An 18177-nucleotide genomic window follows, 5' to 3' on the forward strand; every position below is an offset into this window, starting at 1 on the left:
GCAGGCGGCAACGCATTCCCGGCCGTCTCCGCCGCCTTGACAGCATTGCCTCCCGTTGGTTTAATTTGATGAACATAGTTCATAATAATGAATACCAACGCGACGCCTGCGGGCGCCGGAGACGAGCCGTGACATTTCCCCTGAATGCCGACCAGACCCAGATCCAGGATCTGGTGCGGCGGATCGCGCGCGAACGCGTGGCCCGCCGCGCCGACGAGATCGACCGCAACGCCGAATACCCGCAAGACATGTTCGACCTGTTGAAAGAACTGGGCCTGTTCACGCTGCCCTTTCCCGAACGCTACGGCGGCGCCGGCAGCATGCTGTCGGCTTGCGTGGCCATCGAGGAACTGGGCCGCGTCTGCTACAACACCGCCTACCTGCTGCTGGTGCAATGGGTTCCGTTCGGCGCCATCCTGGCCGGCGGCACCGAAGAGCAGAAGGAGCGCCTGCTGCCCGGCCTGGCCGCGGGCGAGTTGCGCGGCGCCTTCGCCAGCACCGAGCCGCAAAGCGGCTCCGACGTGGCCCGCATCAAAACGCGCGCCCGTCGCGTCGACGGCGGCTACCGCATCGCCGGCTCCAAGATCTGGTGCACCAATTCGCACATTGCCGACTTCATCCTGGTCGCCGCAAAGATCGCCGAAGAAGGCGAGGCCGCGCGCATCAATCTGTTCATCGTCCCGCGCGGCGCCGCCGGCCTGGAGATCGGCCGCAAGGAAGAGAAGATCGGCGCGCGCGGCGTGCCGTCCTGCCCGGTGTTCCTGGACGATGTGTTCGTGCCCGACGATGGCAGGCTAGGCGGCGAAAGCCCGCAGGGCTTCAAGGTGGTGATGGAGGCCTTCAACCAGAGCCGTCCGCTGATCGGCGCGCGCGGCGTCGGGCTGGCGCAGGGCGCGATCGACCACGCGGTCGATTTCGTGCAGCAACGCGAGGCCTTCGGCCGCAAGGTCAGCCATTTCCAGGGTATCCGCTGGATGCTGGCCGACATGCAGATGCAGACCGAGGCCGCGCGCAACCTGGTCTACAAGGCGGCGTCGCTGGTCGACGCGGGCGTAACCGGGGCCGAACTGGCGGCCTGCTCGGCGATGGCCAAATGCTTCGCCAGCGACACCGCGATGCGGGTCGCCACCGATGCGGTGCAGTTGTTCGGCGCCTCGGGCGTGTCGGCCGAGTATCCGATCAACCGCTACTTCCGCGACGCCAAGGTGCTGCAGATCATCGAAGGCACCAACCAGATCCAGCGCAACATCATTGCCAACAGCTTGCTGGGCCGGGCGCCGGCCTGAGCGCGGGCGCGAACCCGGCCGCACATCATCCAAGGAGACGCCAACGTGACGGAATCGATCGAATTGCTGGGCCTGGGCCTGAACTTCGAGGACTTGCCACTGGGCCGGAAATTCCGGACCGTCGGCCGCACCATTCAGGACGCCGACATCTGCGCGTTCATCAACGTGATCCACATGACCGAGGTGCTGTTCACCGACATGGAATTCGTCAAGAGTTCGTCGGACATCAAGGGCAGGGTGGCGCCGGGCTCGCTGGTCTACTGTATGGCCGAAGGGTTGCTGGTGCAGGCCACGATGCAGCACACCGGCCTGGCCTTCCTCAACATGGAACTCGATATCGAGCGCCCGGCGTTCGCCGGCGATACGCTGCACGTCGAATGCGAGGTGATCGAGGCGCGGCTCAGCAAGAGCCGTCCGGGCCGCGGCCTGGTACGCACGCGCAACCGCGTGCTCAACCAGAAGGGCGAGGTGGTGCTGACCTACACGCCGCTGCGCATGATCAAGTGCCGCGACGGCGCGGCGCGCCATGGCTGACGACGGCGAAACGCGGGCGCGGTCCGGGCCGCTGGCCGGCCTGTGCATCGTCGAGTTCGCCGGCATCGGGCCCGGCCCGATGGCGGCCATGCTGCTGGCCGACCTGGGCGCCGACGTACTGCGCATCGACCGCGCCGAGCCGGTGGCGCTGGGCATCCGCCGCCCGCTGCGCTACAACCTGCTGCTGCGCAACCGCGACGCCATCGCGCTCGATCTCAAGCGCGATGACGCGCGCGCGCTCGCGCTGCGGCTGGTATCCGGCGCCGATGCGCTGATCGAAGGCTTCCGGCCGGGCGTGATGGAGCGGCTGGGCCTGGGGCCCGACGCCTGCCTGGCGGCCAACCCGAAGCTGGTCTATGGCCGCATGACCGGCTGGGGCCAGGATGGGCCGCTGGCGCGCGCCGCCGGCCACGACCTCAACTACATCGCCCTGACCGGCGCGCTGGGCCTGATCGGCCGCGCCGGCCAGCCGCCGGCGGTGCCGCTCAACGTGATCGGCGACTACGGCGGCGGCGCGTTGTACCTGGCGCTGGGCATGCTGGCCGCGCTGCTGGAGGCAGGCCGCTCGGGCCGCGGGCAGGTGGTCGACGCGGCCATCGTCGACGGCGCCGCATCCCTGATGACCTCGTTCTTCGGCATGCACGCGGCCGGCATGCTGGCACCCGGCCGCGGCGCCAATCTGCTGGATTCCGGCGCCTACTTCTACGACGTCTACCAATGCGCCGACGGCAAATGGCTGTCGGTGGCGGCACTCGAAGGCAAGTTCCACGATGAGTTGCTGCGGCGGCTCGGCATCGACGCACCGCCGGGCGCGCAGGAAGACCGCGCCCAATGGCCCCGCATGCGCTCACTGCTGGAACGGACCTTCAGGCAACGCCCGCGCGACCAGTGGTGCGCGCTGCTGGACGGCGCCGACGCCTGCGTGGCGCCGGTGCTGTCGCTGGACGAGGCCTTCGCCCACCCCCATTTGCAGGCGCGCGCCACCTTCGTCGACGTCGACGGCGTGCCGCAGCCGGCGCCGGCGCCGCGCTTTTCGCGCTCGGTCCCGGCCACGCCGACGCCGCCGCGGGCTGCCACGCCGGAGAGCGCGCATGCCGCGCTGGCGCGCTGGCTGGGCAGGGAAGAAGCCGACATGTGGACGCGGCGGATGGCGTAGGTAACCCCTTTACGCGCTTCGCGCGCCCCCAGGAGGCGGCACCGGCGGACCGGCGAAGCCGGATCGGCGGTGTCCCGGAGGCGCCAGGGCCGGCCGGCTGTCAGCGGCCGAGGGCGCTGGAGGCGCTTTGCGCGATCTCGATCACCGCTTTTTTCAGGGCCGGCAGCGCGCTCTTGAAACGGTCGACCGGCGCGGCCACCATCAGCGCGTGGCTGACCGTGCCGGCCGGGTCGAACACCGGGGCCGCCACGCCGGCCGCGCCCTCGACCGCCTCGCCGATGCTGACCGCCACGCCCGCCTTGCGGATCGCCAGCAGTTCCTGCTTCAGCGCCGTGCGGTCGACCGTGGTGATCCTGGTCAGCGGCTTGAGCTTGACCGACTTCAGGTAGGCGTCGCGCCAGGCGTCATCCTGGAAGGCCAGCAGCAGCCGGCCGGCGGCCGAGGTGTAGAGCGGCCGCACGGTGCCGGGCGGCACCGAATAGCGCACCGCCTGCGGGCTGTCGATGCATTCCACGTAGGTCGCGACCTGGGCGTTGTGGTCGATGGCGGCCAGGAACACGCTTTCGCCGGTGCGCTCGGCCAGCTGTTCCAGGTAGGGGCGGATCAGCTTGGGGAATTCGCGGCCCGACAACACGTTGGAGGCTAGGCGGAAGATGCCCGGGCCGAGGCGGTACAGGCCGCCTTCGTGCAGCAGGTATTCGTTGGCGACCAGCGGGCGCAGCAGCAGCAGCAGGCTGCTCTTGGGCGAGGCGAGCGCGGCGCTGAGCTGGGCCAGCGTCATGCCGTCTCCGGTCTTGGCGATGGTGTCGAAGATGCCGAGGATGCGCATCAGCGAGCGCGGCGATCCGTCGCCGGTCTTGGGGGCGGCGCTGGTAGCGGCTTTCATGGGAAGAATCCTGGGTGGTGGGCGCTTGAGTAGTGACTGGCGTTCAATATGGTGAATGATACAAGAAAGACCGCCCGCCGCAGGGAACTGCGGCGCAAGCTGCGCGGCATTTGCGCCCATCCTATCGATGTTCCATAATATGAATATGGTTTGATATTATGAATGAACGGAGGCCGCCGGCAGACGGCCGACGAAAAGTAGGAGACAGACGCGATGCGTGGATTGAAAGACAAGACCGTGCTGATCACGGGTGCCGGCGGCGGCATAGGTCGGGCGCTGTGCCGCCGCTTCATCGAGGAAGGCGCGCACGTCGCCGCCTTCGACAAGAGCGCCGACAACCTGGCGGGCCTGAGGTCCTTCCTGGGCGATGCGGCCGGCGGCTGCAGCCAGACCGTGGTCGACATCGCCGACCACGCCGCGGTGGCGCGGGCGGTGCAGGGCGTGGTCGACGCCCGCGGCCGCGTCGACGCGCTGGTCAACAATGCCGGCTGGGACGTGCCGGCCAAGTTCCTCGATACCAAGCCCGATCTTTGGCAGCAACTGATCGCCGTCAACCTGATCGGGCCGCTCAACCTGCACCACGCCGTGCTGCCCCACATGGCGGCCGCCGGCGGCGGCGCGGTGGTCAACATCGCTTCCGACGCCGGCCGCGTGGGCTCCTCCGGCGAGTCGGTGTACTCGGCATGCAAGGGCGGCATCATCGCCTTCACCAAGACGCTGGCGCGCGAGTACGCGCGCGACGGCATCCGGCTCAACGCCGTGTGCCCCGGCCCGACCGACACGCCCCTGCTGCGCGCTTTCTTCGACGAAGGCGAATACGGCCAGAAGCTGTTCGAAGGCCTGAAGCGCGCCATTCCGCTCAAGCGCCTGGGCGAGCCCGACGACCTGCACGGCATCGTCGCCTTCATGGCGAGCGACGACGCGCGCTTCATGACCGGGCAGGTGATCAGCGTGTCGGGCGGGTTGACCATGCACGGCTGAGGCCGGGCGCCATACAAGGAAAGGAACAGGACCGAGACGATGGACTACACCGATATCCTCTACCACGCCGGCGGCGGCGTCGCCACCATCACCATCAACCGGCCGCAAAAGTACAACGCCTTCCGCGGCCGCACCTGCGAGGAACTGATCGACGCGCTGAACCGCGCCGGCTGGGACAAGGCCATCGGCGTGGTGGTGCTGACCGGCGCCGGCGACAAGGCCTTCTGCACCGGCGGCGACCAGTCGGCGCACGACGGCGGCTACGACGGCCGCGGCACGATCGGCCTGCCGGTCGAGGAATTGCAGAGCGCGATCCGCGACATCCCCAAGCCGGTGATCGCGCGCGTCAACGGCTACGCGATCGGCGGCGGCAACGTGCTGGTCACCTGCTGCGACCTGGCCATCGCCTCGGAGACCGCGATCTTCGGCCAGGTCGGCCCCAAGGTCGGCTCGGTCGACCCCGGCTTCGGCACCGCGCTGCTGTCGCGCGTGGTGGGCGAGAAGCGCGCGCGCGAAATCTGGATGCTGTGCCGGCGCTATTCGGCGCAGCAGGCGCTGGACATGGGACTGGTCAACGCAGTGGCGCCGCCCGCCGAACTGGACGCCGAGGTCGCGCGCTGGTGCCAGGAGGTGCTGGCGCTGAGTCCAACCGCGCTGGCGATCGCCAAGCGTTCGTTCAACGCCGATTCGGAGTCGATCCGCGGCATCGGCGCGCTGGGCATGCAGGCGCTGAGCCTGTTCTACCAGACCGAGGAGTCGCGCGAAGGCGTGAACGCCTTCCTCGAAAAGCGCAAGCCGGATTTCCGGCGCTGATCCCCGGGTTCAGATCACCCGCTTGCGCGCCAGCCGCTCGATTTCCTCGGACGACTTGCCCAGCACCTGCTGCAGGATCTCGGCCGTGTGCTGGCCGAGCGTGGGCGGGGCCAGCCGGTACTCCACCGGCGTATCCGACAGCCGCAGCGGACTGGCCACGACCGAGGTGACGCCCCCGCCGGCATGGGGCAGGTCCACCTTCATGCCGCGGTGGATCACCTGCGGATGCTCGAACACCTGCTTGTAGTTGTTGATCGGCCCGCTCGGGATGCCGGCCTCGATCAGGCGGCCGGCCCAGTACGAGGTGGGGTGTTCGCGCATGGTGCGCTCGATCTGCGCGCACAGCGCGGCGCGGTTCTGGGAACGCCCGCCCATGGTCTGGTAGCGCGGATCGTCGGCCAGGTCGGCGCGGTCCAGCACCTGGCACAGGCGCTTGTATTGCCCGTCGTTGGCGCAGGCCACGATGATGCGGCCGTCTGCCGTGCGGAACGGCTGGTACGGCGCCAGGTTGGGATGGGCGTTGCCCACCAGCCCGGGCGGCACGCCGGTGGCGAAGTAATTGGCGATCTGATTGGAGCCGAAGGCGACGATGGTGTCGAGCAGCCCCATGTCGATGTGTTGCCCCAGGCCGGTGACGTTGCGCGCCTCCAGCGCGGCCAGGATGCCGATCGCCGCGTACAGCCCGGTCAGCACGTCGGTGACGGCGATGCCGACCTTCATCGGGCCGCCGCCGGGCAGGTCTTCGCGTTCCCCCGTGATGCCCATCAGGCCGCCCTCGCCCTGGAACACGTAGTCGTAGCCCGGCCGGTTGGCGTAGGGCCCGGTCTGGCCGTAGCCGGTGACCGAGCAGTACACCAGGCGCGGATTGAGGGCGCGCAGGTCCTCGTAGCCCAGGCCGTGGCGGGCCAGGTCGCCGACCTTGAAGTTTTCCACCAGCACGTCGGCGCCGGCGGCCAGTTCGCGCACCAGCGCCTGGCCCTCGGGCCGCGACAGGTCTACCGTGATGGAGCGCTTGTTGCGGTTGGTCGACGTGAAATAGGCCGAGTCCGAAGTGGGCCGGCCCTCGCCGTCGGCCACCCACGGCGGGCCCCAGTGGCGGGTGTCGTCGCCGGCGACGGGGCGCTCGACCTTGATGACGTCGGCACCGAGGTCGGCGAGCGTCTGGGTCGCCCATGGTCCGGCGAGAACGCGCGTCAGGTCGAGGACGCGGATGTGTGAAAGGGCTCCGGCCATGCTGGTTCCGATCGGTGATTAGGTAGTTTATATTTACGAACGATGGACATTATAATAAACGTCGGTGGAAGACCGTTCAAGATGGCGCACGCGCCGGGCTCCCCATCGCCGGCGCTTTGGTCTACGCTTGAAGGCCTCGCCGCGGCGCGCCGCCGTGGCCGGCGCGGGTTGACAGATGTCGCCACTCAATTTATAAATATGAACGTTGTTCATAATAAGAAATAACCGGCACGGCCCGGCGTGCGAGACGACTCTCCGGGGCGGGCCATCGCGCGCGCGGCCACCGCGCGCATCCTTTCCACCGCATCGACGACATTCCCCGACATGAAACTGAGCAATTTCAGCCTCCCGGTCTCCGCGCTGTCGCCCGGGCTGGACGCGCTGCGCAGGGAAGTGCGCGAGTTCCTGGCCGCCGAGCGCGCCGCCGGGGGCTACGCGCGCACGGCCGCCGGCTGGGACCGCTACGACCCGGCGTTCTCGCGCAAGGTGGCGGCCCGCGGCTGGATCGGCATGACCTGGCCGGCCCGCTACGGTGGCCGCGAAAGAAGCTTCCTGGAACGCTACGTGGTGGCCGAGGAATTGCTGTCGGCCGGCGCCCCGGTGCGCGCGCACTGGCTGGCCGACCGGCAGATCGGGCCGCTGCTGCTGGCCGTGGGCACCGAAGCGCAGAAGCGCACCTGGCTGCCGCGCATCGCCGCCGGCGAATGCTATTTCTGCGTGGGCCTGTCGGAGCCGGACTCGGGCTCGGATCTTTCCTCGATCCGCACCCGCGCCGTCAAGGTGGAGGGCGGCTGGCGCGTGACGGGCACCAAGGTCTGGACCAGCTACGCGCACATGGCGCACATGATGAATCTGTTCGCCCGCACCTCGCCGCGCAGCGAAGAGAACCGCCACGCGGGCGTCACGCAGTTCCTGGTCGACCTGAAGACGCCGGGCGTCACCATCCGGCCGATCCACAACCTGGCCGGCGACCACGATTTCAACGAAGTGATCTTCGACGACGTGCTGCTGCCGGAAGACGCCGTGATCGGCAAGCTCGACGGCGCCTGGAGCCAGGTGACGGGCGAACTGGCGCACGAACGCAGCGGCTCCGAGCGCTGGCTCAACGCCTACGGCCTGCTGGTGTCGCTGATCGACCAGGCCGGACCGCAGCCGGGCGCGGCCGACGCCGCCCATGTGGGCCGCCTGGTGGCGCAGCTGTGGACACTGCACAGGATGTCGTTCTCCATTGCCGGCATGCTGCAGCGGGGCGAGGCGCCCGACGTCGAGGCCGCGCTGGTCAAGGACCTGGGCACCCATTTCGACCAGGAGGTGCCGGCCGTCGCGCGCCGCGTGATGCCGGAAGCCGCCCGCGCGCGGCTGGGCGAAGGCCATCCCTTCAACGCCATGCTGGAACGCGCGCAATGCTATGCGCCCTCGCACACCATCCGCGGCGGCACGCAGGAAATCCTGCGCGGCATCATCGCCCGCGGCCTGGGCTTGAGATGAGCCCGCCCCTGCGCGCTTGCGCGCGCCCCTCAAGGGGCGACGCTGGCGGACCGGCAAAGCCGGATCCGCGGCGTCCTGGATCTGGCCGCGCCGTGGGCATGCGAGACAGGACGCGCGGGTGTGGCGACAACTGAAAGGAGACGAGAATGAGCGAAGTCCGCGACATGCTGGTCGACACCGCATCGCGCATCCTGGCCGACCACTGCACGCGCGCCGTGCGCGAGGCGGCCGAGCGCGGCGAGTGGCCCGCTGCGCTGTGGCAGGCGCTGGACGATGCCGGCCTGACGCAGGCGGCCACCGCCGAGTCGCGCGGCGGCCCGGGCGCCGAACTGGCCGATGCCTTCGGCCTGCTGAAGACGGCGGCGGCCTACGCCGCGCCGTTGCCGTTGGCCGAGACCCTGCTGGCCGAACAGATGCTGGCCGCCGCCGGCCTGCCGCCCGCGAAGGGCCCGGCCACCGTCGGCCCGGTGGTGGCCGGCGACCGCATCACGCTGGCGCGCGCCGGCGCGGGCTGGCGGCTCGATGGGGTCGCGCATCGCATTCCATGGGCCCGCGCGGCCGGCGCGGTGGTGCTGGCGGCCGACTGCGACGGCGTGCCGGCCACGGTGGTCCTGCGCCGTCCGCCGGTGGCCGCGCATGGCGCCAACCTGGCCGGCGAGCCGCGCGACACCGTCGACTGCGGCGGGCTGGAAGTGTCCGAGGCCGACGTGGCCCTGGGCCGAGGCTTCGACGCGGCGCGGCTGCGCTCGCTGGGCGCGCTGTGCCGCGCAGCGGCGATTTCCGGCGCGCTCGAAACCATGCTGCAGATGGCCGTCGACTACGCCAAGGACCGCGTGCAGTTCGGCCGCCCCATCGCCAAGTTCCAGGCCGTCCAGCAGCAGGCCGCGGAACTGGCCGGCGAGGTGGCCGCGGCCAGCGCCGCCGCGCAGGCCGCGGTGGACGCGCTGGAGCGCGGCGACGCCCGTTTCGAGACCGCCGCCGCCAAGGCCCGCGCCGGCGAGGCGGTCGGCATCGCCACCGCCATCGCCCACCAGATCCACGGCGCCATCGGTTTCACCCACGAACACGCGCTGCACTGGTACAGCCGCCGCGCCTGGTCCTGGCGCGAGGAATTCGGCAGCGAGGACGAATGGTCGGCCTGGATCGGCGCCGAGGTCGCCCGCATCGGCGGCGAAGGCCTGTGGCGCTTCCTGACCGCGCCCCACAGCACACAACACGACGGAGATACGACGCGATGAGCGACCCGGACCAGATCCTGTTCGAAACCGATGCCGACGGGGTCGCCACCCTGACCCTGAACCGCCCGGAGAAATACAACGCCTTCACCAAGGACATGATCGTCCGCTGGCACGGATTGCTGGCCGAGGCCGCCGACGACCCTGCCGTCAAGGCGCTGGTGCTGACCGGCGCCGGCAAGGCCTTCTGCACCGGGGGCGACGTCGGCGCGCAGAAGGATAGGGCGCGCAACGACGCGCTCGAACGCAAGGATTTCCTATTCCGCCACGTGCACCGCATCGCGCTGACGCTGGAGCGGATGGACAAGCCGGTGATCGCCGCCATCAACGGCATGGCGCGCGGCGCCGGCCTCGACATGGCCCTGATGTGCGATCTGCGGATCATGGCGGCCTCGGCCACGCTGGCCGAAAGCTACATCAACGTCGGCCTGATCGCCGGCGACGGCGGCACCTGGTACCTGCCGCGGCTGATCGGCACGGCGCGCGCGCTGGAGCTGTGCTGGACGGGCCGGGTGGTCGGCGCCGAAGAGGCCGAGCGCATCGGCCTGGTCAACAAGGTGGTGCCCGACGGCGCGGCGCTGGAGTCCGCGCGCGAACTGGCCCGCGCCATCGCGCGCCAGCCGTTCGAGGCGGTGCGCGCGTACAAGCGTTCCATCTACCAGGGCATGTCGATGTCGCTGTCGACCCATCTCGACATGGTGTCCTCGCACACCTCGATCCTGCGCGACACGCCCGAGCACCGCGAGCGCGTCGAGGCCTTCCTCAACCGCAAGAGGGCCTGACGCCATGCGCGCGCTCGTCTGCAAGGCCTTTGGCGTGCCGGGCACGCGGCCGCCCGAACTGGCGCTGGAAGACATCCCCCCGCCGCAGCCCGCCGCCGACGAGGTGGTGGTGCAGATACGCGCGGCGTCCGCGAACTTTCCCGACCTGCTGATGCTGGACGACAGGTACCAGCACCGGCCGACGCTGCCTTTCGTGCCGGGCTACGAATTCGCCGGCGTGGTGAAGTCCGTCGGCGCCGGCGTGACGGGGATCGCGCCCGGCGACACGGGCGTGGCGATCACGCGCAGCGGCGCTTTCGCCGAACAGGCGGCGGTCAAGGCCGACCGTTTCTGGAAGCTGCCGGCGCCGATCGACATGCGGCACGCGGCAGCCTTCCCGCTGGCCTACGGCACCAGCTATCACGCGCTGAAGGACCGCGCGCGCCTGCAGCCCGGCGAAACCTTGCTGGTGCTGGGCGCGGCCGGCGGCGTCGGCCTGGCCGGCGTGCAGATCGGCAAGCTGATGGGCGCGCGCGTGATCGCCTGCGCCTCTTCGGCCGCCAAGCTGGAGACCTGCCGCGCGCACGGTGCCGACGAACTGATCGACTATGGCACCGAAGACCTGCGCGGCGCCATCAGGCGCGTGACCGGCGGCCGGGGCGTCGACGTGGTGCTGGACCCGGTGGGCGGCCCGTATTCCGAAGCGGCCTTGCGCAGCCTGGCCTGGGACGGCCGCCTGCTGGTCGTCGGCTTCACCGCCGGCGAGATTCCCCGCATTCCCCTGAACCTGCCTTTGCTCAAGGGCGCGTGGATCGTGGGCGTCTCGTGGGACACTTTCTCGCGCCGCTTTCCCGAGGCCGGCGCGCGCAACGTCGCCGACATGGCCCGCTGGATCGCCGACGGCCGCCTGGTGCCGGCCATCGGCGCCGAGTATCCGCTCGAACGGGCGGAACTCGCGCTGCGCGACATCCGCGAGCGGCGGGTGCAGGGGAAGGTAGTGGTGGTGACCTGACGCGGGCGCGGGGCTAGAGCCCGATGCCCTGGAAACGCCGCAGGATCTCGGTGAGTTCGACCGTGACCCGCTCCCGGTGCTTCTTGTGGCTGAGCGCGGCCAGCTCGGCATCGCCCCGCTCCATCAGGCGGACCAGTTCCCGGTGGGCCTGGTTGGAGCGGATGGTGGTGTCGCGCATCGGCAGCGTCAGCATGCGGGCGCGGTCCACCTGTTCGCGGGAAGCGAGGCCGATCTGCATCAGATGGCCATTGCCGCACAATTCGAAGAACTTGCGGTGGAAGCGCGCATCGGCCGCGGCCCAGGCCGCCATGTCCTGCGCCTCGGAAGCCCGGTCCATCGCATCGATTTCCTTGCGCAGGCTGGCCACCGCATCGGCCGCGTCGGGCCGCCGCACGATCAGTTCTATCGCCGCCGATTCCAGCGCGGTCAATACCTGGTAGATCTCCAACATCTCGTGGGCCGAGATCGGCAGCACCCGCATCCCGTGGCGGGGAATGTTCTCGATCAGCCCTTCCTTTTCGAGCCGGACCAGGGCTTCGTGCACGGGGGTGCGGCTCATGCCCAGCAGCTCGGCGAGCCGGCCTTCGGTGAGCTGGTAGTTGGGCGCGAATTCGTTGCTGACGATCTTTCGCTTGATCTCCTGGTAGGCGGCCTCGCCCAGGCGCAAGCCCTGGCCTTCGGCGCGCGCCGGGCGGCGGGCGCGTGTCGTTGCAAGCTCTGTTTTCATTGATGTTCGACGTAATGCCGCTGCGTGGTGGAACGGATTTCCATCGCCAGGTCGGCGACGCGCGCGGCGCCCTGCGCCTGCATGACTTCATGGGCGCTGATGGCCGCTCCATCCTGCTCGCCGATAATCATAACTTCATCGCCCGCGGCCGCTTGCGCAATGCCGGTCAGGTCGATGCGCGTATATTCCAGCGCCGGCGAGCCGAGGATGGGCGCGCGCCGCCCCCGGACCAGCACGGCGCCGCAATGCAGGCGCTTCATGCCGTCGCTGTAGCCCATGGGAATGATCCCGATGCGCATGCCGGGGCGCAGGGGGAAGGGGGCCTCGGCCAGGTATTCGCGGCGGCTGGCGGGACGCACCTGGATCAGCCGGCTCCTGAGCGCGCGCAGCGGCGTGGGGCCGCCCCCGGGCACCGGATGCAGCGGCGCGAACAGGGCGTCGCCGGGGTCGACCGCATTCAGCAGCATGCCGGTGCCGGTCATGCGCAGCACCCGCGAACTGGCCAGCACGCGGTACGGCACCCGGATGCCCCGGCGCTCGAGCCCTTCGCACACCGCGACGAAATTACGGTACTGCCAGTGCAGGCAATCGACGCCGGCATGCGCCGGGACGTTGGGGTGCGCGTTCAGCACCTGCAGCGAAAAGGCCGGCCGGCGCACCAGGTCGGCGATGAAATCGACGGCCTGCGCAGCCGCGACGCCGATGCGTTCCGGGCCGATCTCGACCTTGACCGCGACCGGGATCGGCTGGCTGGCCAGCGCCTCATAGGCCCGCAACGACTCCTCGCTGTAGATCGATGCGATCAGCCCATGCCGCTCGATCGCGCGCACGGCGGCCGGCGACGGCAGGACCCCGGCGTACACCATGATCGGGACCTCGATGCCGGCCAGCCGCAGCTGCACCGCGTCCTCCAGGCTGGCCAGCGACAGGGCCTGGGCGCCGGCGGACAGCACCGTGCGGGCCACGGGCAGCACGCCGTAGCCGTAGGCGTCGGCCTTGAGCGTGGCGAAGAAGAAGGTCTCCGGCCCGATCAGCGCGCGGACCTGGCGGGTGAACCCGGCGATCACGCGCAGGTCGATTTCGAACACATTGGGCCGTGCCAGCTCGCCGGCCATCATTGCCGTTCCTCTTGGCTGGTGACGTAGCCATAGGCAATGTCGCGGCGGCGCGCTTCCTCCGGGCGCCGCGCGGGCGGGCCGTAGCCGCCTCCGCCCGCCGACAGGCAGACGACGCGATCGCCCGGCATCAGCACCAGGCCGGCGTCCTTGGCGCCCAGCTTCGACCGCACGCCGCCGCGTTCGATGAAGAACAGGTGCGGCGCGCCGTCGGCGCCGCCGGCCAGTCCGTAGGGCGCGATGTCGGCGCCGTCGCCGGTCGGCGTGATCGAGGCCGGCGTGCTGCCCTCGTAGCGCAGGACGTATCGCCCGCCCAGCCCGCCGCGCCGCATGCCCGCGCCTCCGGAATCGGGCCTGAGCGCATACGTCTCGATCAGGAAGGGGTAGGCGGACTCGGTGCGTTCGACGCTGGGCGACGGGCTGCCGCCCGGATTGTGGATCACGCCCAGGTTGGACCAGCCGTCCGCGTCGGCATGGGCGCCGGCCCCGCCGCGGTTGGCAAAGGTGTGCCAGATGAAACGCCGGCCGTTGCGGTCGGTGCCGCCGATCGCCAGCCTGAAGCGGCGCGCGAAGCCGGCCACGACCCGGCCGGGGGCGGCCGGCTCCAGCGCCTTCATGACCGCCTCGATGATGACGCTGGCGGTCAGGGTCGTGCAGGCGGTGACGGCCGCCGGCGGCTGCGGGTCGACGAAGCTGCCCGGCCGCGTCAGCACCTCGATGGCGCGCGCGCTGCCGTCGTTCTGCGCATCCTGCGTTTCGCTGAGGTACATGAAGGCCACGTTGACCGCTGCACGGGTATTGGCCAGCGGGCTGTTGATGTAGGAAGGCAGCTGGTCGCCGCATTCGCGGAAGTCGACGATCGCGCGCTCGGGCGTGAGCGTGATCCTGACCCGCACCGGAAGCGGGGCATCGTAGGCGGCATGGGGGTCGAGATGGCTCACGCCCTCGTAGGCGCCGGGCCGCCAGCGGGCGAACTGCGCGCGCATGGCGCGTTCGCCGGCATCGAGGATCGCGGCCAGGCAACGCGCCATGTCGGCCGCACCGTAGTGCCGGAACAGGCCGGCCGCGCGCTCCACGCCGCGGCCGACCGAACTGAGCTGCGCCATCAGGTCGCCCGTCATGTCTTCGGGCGACCGGGAGTTGGCGCAGATCATGCGCAGCAGATCCTGCCGCACGGCGCCGCGTTCGACCAGTTTCATCGGCGGAATGCGGATGCCCTCGTGCCAGATCTCCTTCGCCGACGGGCTGTAGCCGCCCGGCGAAATGCCGCCGATGTCCGACTGGTGGGCGCGGTTGGCCACCCACAGCACGGGATGCCCGTCGACGAACAGCGGCGCGGCCAGCGTCACGTCGGGCAGGTGGCTGCCGCCCCAATAGGGATCGTTGGCGATCAGCACGTCGCCCTCGCGCAGATCGGCGCCGAAGGCCTCGATCATTTTCCGCACCGCGGCCGACAGCGCCCCCATGTGGATGGGCACCCGCTCGGCCTGGGCCACCAGGTGGCCGTCGCGGTCGAGCAGGCCGGCCGAGAAATCGCGCGATTGGTTGAGCATCGGCGAAAAGCTGGTCTGGGTCATGACCTCGACCACCTCTTCGGCGATGGCCAGCAGCTTGTAGCGGACCACCGACAGCGTAATGGGATCGACGGCGCCATCCTGCGCGTCGCTTCCGATGCGGGTATTCATGCGTGCGCTCCTCCCGTGAGTTGCAGACTTCCGAATTCGTCCATCCGGCCGGTATCGCCCGCCTGCAGCAGCACCGTGGTGGTGGGCGACTCCACCAGCGCGGGCCCCTGGATGCGGACGCCGGCGGCCAATTCGTCGAACCAGAACACCGGCACCTCGGTCCACTCGCCGGCGAACACCTTGCGCCGTCCGGTGAACGCCGCGGGCCGCCGCGGCGCGTGCACGCCGGCGCCCTGACCGCGCGCCGGCGAAGCCGCCGCCACCAGTCCGTAGGCGGCCACCCGGCAGGTCTCGATGACCGGAGCCTCGCCGGCATGCACGTGGCCGAAATACTGCCGGTAGCGTGCCTCGAACTGCCGCGCGATCCAGTCGCGCGGCGCGTCGCCGCGCAGCGCCTCTTCGGCCAACGGGATTTCGAGCGTGGAGATCTGCCGGCGGTAGCGGCAATCCAGGTAGCATGCGATGCGGCGGCGGCCGGGCTCGAAGCCGCATTGGGCCAGCCGTTCTCCCATGCGCGCCTCCAGTTCGCCGAAAATGCGCGCCAGTTCGCCGGCATCGGCATCGTCCAGCGCGCGGCCGAACGGATGCTGCGCGTCGAAGCGCACGTCGGCCGACAGGAAGCCGAGCGCCGAGAAGACCGAGGCCTCGCGCGGCACGATGGCCTCGGGTATCGACAGGTCGCGCGCGACCGCGCTGACATGCACGCCCCCGGCCCCGCCGAACGACAGCAGGGCCAGTTCGCGCGGGTCCAGCCCGCGCCTCAGGGTCGATACGCGCAGGCCTTCCGCGATGCGGCTGGAGGCCAGCCGGTGGATGGCCAGGCTGGCCTGTTCGGCGCTCAGGCCTAGCGGCCCGGCGACGTGGCGTTCGATCGCCTGGCGGGCCAGGTCGGACGACAAGGGCATGCGGCCGCCGAGGAAGGTGTCGCCGGACAGGTAGCCCAGCACCAGGTTGGCATCGGTCAGGGTGGGCTGCTCGCCGCCGCGCCCGTAGCAGGCCGGGCCCGGGCGCGCGCCCGCGCTGTCCGGCCCCAGCGTCAGGATGCCGCCGGCGTCGATGCGCGCGATGCTGCCGCCGCCCAGGCTGACCACCTGGATGTCGATGGACGGGATGGCGATCTTGATGTCGCCCAGGTCGGTCTTGCGCCGCTCGGCGGGCGCGCCGTCCTCGATCAGCGAGATATCGGTCGTCGTCCCGCCGGTGTCGTAGGCCACCACGCGCCGGCGCCTGCCCAGGCGGGCGTGCAGCGCGGTCGCCATCGCGCCGCCGGCGGGGCCGCTGGTGACGCAGCCCACCGCGTAGCGGCCCGCCTGCGCCACCGGCAGCAAGCCGCCGGTCGATTGCATGATCATCAGCGGAAACCCCGCCCCCGCCCGGGCCAGCCGCGCCTGCAGGCTGGCCAGGTAACGCTCCAGCCTGGGGCCGACGTAGGCGTTGACCGAGGCCGTGGAGAACCGGTCGTACTCGCCTTCGCTGGCCAGGATCTCGTGCGACAGCACCGTGTAGACCGGCCAGCCCATCTCGTGCACCAGCTCGCGCACGCGCCGCTCGTGCGCGGGATTGACGTGCGAATGCAGAAAGCACGCCACCACGGCTTCGACGCCCTGGTCGCGCAGCGTGGCGAGGGCGTGCCTGGCGGCCGTCTCGTCCAGCGGCGTCGCCACCTCGCCGTTCCACAGAACGCGCTCCGGGACTTCCAGGCGGCTGGGGCGATGGCTGAGCGGCTGCGGGAACTCGCTGTGCAGATCGTAGCGGTCGGCCTTGGTGCCCTCGCGCAGTTCGAGCACGTCGCGAAAGCCCTGCGTGGTGATGATCCCGACCCGGGCGCCCTTGCGCTCGGCCAGGCTGTTGGTGGCCACCGTGGTGCCGTGGATGAGCAGCTCGGTCCGCGCATACAGCTCGCGCGGCGCGATGCCGAAGCGTTCGGCCAGCAGCGCGAGCCCCTCCAGCACGCCCTCGGCCGGATCCTCCGGCGTGGAAGGCGTCTTCGCCACGACGATGGTGCCGTCGTCGGCGACGGCCACCGCGTCGGTAAAAGTGCCGCCGATATCTATCCCGATGCGCATCCTGCCTCCTCGCTGTGTCGCCGGTATACATACATAATTGTATACGATAATGCTCGAACGAAGAAGTGATCCTGACAACACATGATGGATTGCGGGAGACCTTTAAACGGCTATAAATAAGGATTTAAGTTGACGACAGCAATCCAAGAGATCAGTATTGAACATATTGTATGCATTAACGAGTTCATTGTTTTCGTCAATCCGATGCAGGGGATCGTCATGTGCAGGAAAAAATCGCTGTTGGCCCCGGGCGCCGTGCTGGTGCTGGCCCTGACGTCCGCGGCGGCGCGGGCCGACGCCTACCCGAGCGGCCCATCCGCATGGTCGTGTCCTACGTGGCCGGCGGCTCCACCGACATGGCAGCCCGCACGCTGGCCAAGCAGCTGGGCGAGAACATGGGCCAGCCGGTCATCGTGGAGAATCGCGGCGGGGCGAGCGGCAAGATCGGCGCCGAGGCGGTCGCCAAGGCGCCGGCCGACGGCTACACCCTGCTGTTCGGCGAAGCCGGCGCCATGTCGATCAACGTCTGGCTGATGGACCGCACCGGTTCCTATCCCACCAAGGATTTCGTCGCGGTCTCGCAGGTCATCGATACGCCCGTGGTGCTGGTCGCCCATCCTTCGCTGGGCGTCCACAACCTCAAGGAACTGGTCGCCAAGGGCCGGCAGACGCCGCTGGCCTACGGTTCGTCGGGCAGCGGCACGGTGGGCCACCTGGCGATGGAAGTGCTCAAGCAGTCACTGGACCTGAACCTCACCCACATTCCCTACCGCGGCGGCTCGCAGGCCACGGCCGACCTGCTGGGCGGCCAGATCCCGCTGCTGGCCATCAACGTACCCACCGTGGCGCAATATGTCAGGAACGGCAAAGCGATCGGCCTGGCCGCCTTCAGCTCGCGGCGCACCACCACGCTGCCCGACCTGCCCACCGTGACCGAGCAAGGCTATCCGGAGCTGGCGCTGAGCGTGTGGCAAGGCGTGTTCGCGCCGGCCGGCACGCCGCCCGGCATCGTGGCGCGCCTGAACGCGGAGATCCACAAGGCGGTGCAGGCGCCGGAGGTGCGCGAGGCGCTGCTGGCCGCGGGCAATGAAATCGTCGTCAACAGCCCCGCCGAATTTTCCGGGATGGTGAGCAAGGACATCGAGCGCTGGGGCAAGGTGACGCGCGCGGCGGGCCTGCAGCCCTGAGGCCGCCGGCGC

Annotated in this window: 16 protein-coding genes; 10 read left to right on the plus strand and 6 right to left on the minus strand. The window is 70.0% G+C overall.

The window, feature by feature from the left end:
* The first annotated feature begins 128 nt into the window (after nt 1-128).
* Genes ABD927_RS01380 through ABD927_RS01390 form a run of 3 tightly spaced genes read left to right on the plus strand, consistent with a single transcriptional unit; the run spans nt 129 to nt 2976 of the window.
* Nucleotides 129-1286 (plus strand): acyl-CoA dehydrogenase family protein, encoded by a 1158-nt coding sequence (locus ABD927_RS01380; protein ID WP_345245550.1) that lies wholly within the window; start codon nt 129-131, stop codon nt 1284-1286.
* A gap of 45 nt (nt 1287-1331) precedes the next feature.
* On the plus strand, nt 1332-1820 hold the full coding sequence (locus tag ABD927_RS01385) for a MaoC family dehydratase (RefSeq protein WP_345245552.1): 489 nt from the start codon (nt 1332-1334) through the stop codon (nt 1818-1820).
* Complete coding sequence (locus tag ABD927_RS01390) at nt 1813-2976, plus strand: CaiB/BaiF CoA transferase family protein (RefSeq protein WP_345245554.1); 1164 nt, start codon at nt 1813-1815, stop codon at nt 2974-2976. The genes ABD927_RS01385 and ABD927_RS01390 overlap by 8 nt, the downstream gene beginning before the upstream one ends.
* Nucleotides 2977-3076: 100 nt before the next feature.
* Here the strand turns inward: ABD927_RS01390 and ABD927_RS01395 are convergent, their stop codons facing one another.
* On the minus strand, nt 3077-3862 hold the full coding sequence (locus ABD927_RS01395; protein ID WP_345245555.1) for an IclR family transcriptional regulator: 786 nt from the start codon (nt 3860-3862) through the stop codon (nt 3077-3079).
* Nucleotides 3863-4075: 213 nt separating this feature from the next.
* Between ABD927_RS01395 and ABD927_RS01400 the strand changes: the two genes are divergently transcribed.
* Complete coding sequence (locus ABD927_RS01400; protein ID WP_345245556.1) at nt 4076-4843, plus strand: SDR family oxidoreductase; 768 nt, start codon at nt 4076-4078, stop codon at nt 4841-4843.
* A 39-nt stretch (nt 4844-4882) separates the two neighbouring features.
* On the plus strand, nt 4883-5656 hold the full coding sequence (locus ABD927_RS01405) for an enoyl-CoA hydratase-related protein (RefSeq protein ID WP_345245557.1): 774 nt from the start codon (nt 4883-4885) through the stop codon (nt 5654-5656).
* Between the two features lie 9 nt (nt 5657-5665).
* On the opposite strand, the gene ABD927_RS01410 is transcribed toward ABD927_RS01405, so the two are convergent.
* Nucleotides 5666-6889, minus strand: coding sequence for a CaiB/BaiF CoA transferase family protein (locus tag ABD927_RS01410; RefSeq protein ID WP_345245558.1), 1224 nt, complete (start codon nt 6887-6889; stop codon nt 5666-5668).
* Between the two features lie 324 nt (nt 6890-7213).
* Between ABD927_RS01410 and ABD927_RS01415 the strand changes: the two genes are divergently transcribed.
* From ABD927_RS01415 to ABD927_RS01430, 4 genes are all read left to right on the plus strand, one after another.
* Nucleotides 7214-8377: an acyl-CoA dehydrogenase family protein gene (locus tag ABD927_RS01415; RefSeq protein ID WP_345245559.1), complete on the plus strand. Its 1164-nt coding sequence runs from the start codon at nt 7214-7216 to the stop codon at nt 8375-8377.
* A 146-nt stretch (nt 8378-8523) separates the two neighbouring features.
* A complete protein-coding gene (locus ABD927_RS01420; protein WP_345245560.1) occupies nt 8524-9615 on the plus strand; it encodes an acyl-CoA dehydrogenase family protein in 1092 nt (363 codons plus the stop codon).
* Nucleotides 9612-10394 (plus strand): enoyl-CoA hydratase/isomerase family protein, encoded by a 783-nt coding sequence (locus ABD927_RS01425; protein WP_345245561.1) that lies wholly within the window; start codon nt 9612-9614, stop codon nt 10392-10394. The genes ABD927_RS01420 and ABD927_RS01425 overlap by 4 nt, the downstream gene beginning before the upstream one ends.
* Before the next feature lie 4 nt (nt 10395-10398).
* Nucleotides 10399-11385, plus strand: a complete 987-nt coding sequence (locus tag ABD927_RS01430) for an NADPH:quinone oxidoreductase family protein (protein WP_345245563.1) — start codon at nt 10399-10401, stop codon at nt 11383-11385.
* A gap of 13 nt (nt 11386-11398) precedes the next feature.
* Here the strand turns inward: ABD927_RS01430 and ABD927_RS01435 are convergent, their stop codons facing one another.
* Genes ABD927_RS01435 through ABD927_RS01450 form a run of 4 tightly spaced genes read right to left on the minus strand, consistent with a single transcriptional unit; the run spans nt 11399 to nt 16978 of the window.
* Nucleotides 11399-12112, minus strand: coding sequence for a GntR family transcriptional regulator (locus tag ABD927_RS01435; protein WP_345245565.1), 714 nt, complete (start codon nt 12110-12112; stop codon nt 11399-11401).
* Nucleotides 12109-13230 (minus strand): alanine racemase, encoded by a 1122-nt coding sequence (locus ABD927_RS01440; protein WP_345245567.1) that lies wholly within the window; start codon nt 13228-13230, stop codon nt 12109-12111. Before ABD927_RS01440 ends, ABD927_RS01435 begins: the two co-directional genes overlap by 4 nt.
* Nucleotides 13227-14912, minus strand: coding sequence for a hydantoinase B/oxoprolinase family protein (locus ABD927_RS01445; protein WP_345245569.1), 1686 nt, complete (start codon nt 14910-14912; stop codon nt 13227-13229). Before ABD927_RS01445 ends, ABD927_RS01440 begins: the two co-directional genes overlap by 4 nt.
* Nucleotides 14909-16978: a hydantoinase/oxoprolinase family protein gene (locus ABD927_RS01450; protein ID WP_345245571.1), complete on the minus strand. Its 2070-nt coding sequence runs from the start codon at nt 16976-16978 to the stop codon at nt 14909-14911. The genes ABD927_RS01445 and ABD927_RS01450 overlap by 4 nt, the downstream gene beginning before the upstream one ends.
* A gap of 320 nt (nt 16979-17298) precedes the next feature.
* Here ABD927_RS01450 and ABD927_RS01455 point away from each other — a divergent pair, with 320 nt between their 5' ends.
* Nucleotides 17299-18165: a Bug family tripartite tricarboxylate transporter substrate binding protein gene (locus tag ABD927_RS01455; RefSeq protein WP_345245573.1), complete on the plus strand. Its 867-nt coding sequence runs from the start codon at nt 17299-17301 to the stop codon at nt 18163-18165.
* Nucleotides 18166-18177: the final 12 nt, after the last annotated feature.

The sequence above is a fragment of the Pigmentiphaga soli genome (assembly GCF_039541095.1).
Lineage (GTDB): Bacteria > Pseudomonadota > Gammaproteobacteria > Burkholderiales > Burkholderiaceae_B > Pigmentiphaga > Pigmentiphaga soli.

Coding starts and splice junctions, on each gene's coding strand:
- ABD927_RS01390 (WP_345245554.1), top strand. CDS start 1,813: ATGGCTGACGACGGCGAAACGCGGGCGCGGTCCGGGCCGCTGGCCGGC.
- ABD927_RS01395 (WP_345245555.1), bottom strand. CDS start 3,862: ATGAAAGCCGCTACCAGCGCCGCCCCCAAGACCGGCGACGGATCGCCG.
- ABD927_RS01400 (WP_345245556.1), top strand. CDS start 4,076: ATGCGTGGATTGAAAGACAAGACCGTGCTGATCACGGGTGCCGGCGGC.
- ABD927_RS01405 (WP_345245557.1), top strand. CDS start 4,883: ATGGACTACACCGATATCCTCTACCACGCCGGCGGCGGCGTCGCCACC.
- ABD927_RS01410 (WP_345245558.1), bottom strand. CDS start 6,889: ATGGCCGGAGCCCTTTCACACATCCGCGTCCTCGACCTGACGCGCGTT.
- ABD927_RS01415 (WP_345245559.1), top strand. CDS start 7,214: ATGAAACTGAGCAATTTCAGCCTCCCGGTCTCCGCGCTGTCGCCCGGG.
- ABD927_RS01420 (WP_345245560.1), top strand. CDS start 8,524: ATGAGCGAAGTCCGCGACATGCTGGTCGACACCGCATCGCGCATCCTG.
- ABD927_RS01425 (WP_345245561.1), top strand. CDS start 9,612: ATGAGCGACCCGGACCAGATCCTGTTCGAAACCGATGCCGACGGGGTC.
- ABD927_RS01430 (WP_345245563.1), top strand. CDS start 10,399: ATGCGCGCGCTCGTCTGCAAGGCCTTTGGCGTGCCGGGCACGCGGCCG.
- ABD927_RS01435 (WP_345245565.1), bottom strand. CDS start 12,112: ATGAAAACAGAGCTTGCAACGACACGCGCCCGCCGCCCGGCGCGCGCC.
- ABD927_RS01440 (WP_345245567.1), bottom strand. CDS start 13,230: ATGATGGCCGGCGAGCTGGCACGGCCCAATGTGTTCGAAATCGACCTG.
- ABD927_RS01445 (WP_345245569.1), bottom strand. CDS start 14,912: ATGAATACCCGCATCGGAAGCGACGCGCAGGATGGCGCCGTCGATCCC.
- ABD927_RS01450 (WP_345245571.1), bottom strand. CDS start 16,978: ATGCGCATCGGGATAGATATCGGCGGCACTTTTACCGACGCGGTGGCC.
- ABD927_RS01455 (WP_345245573.1), top strand. CDS start 17,299: ATGGTCGTGTCCTACGTGGCCGGCGGCTCCACCGACATGGCAGCCCGC.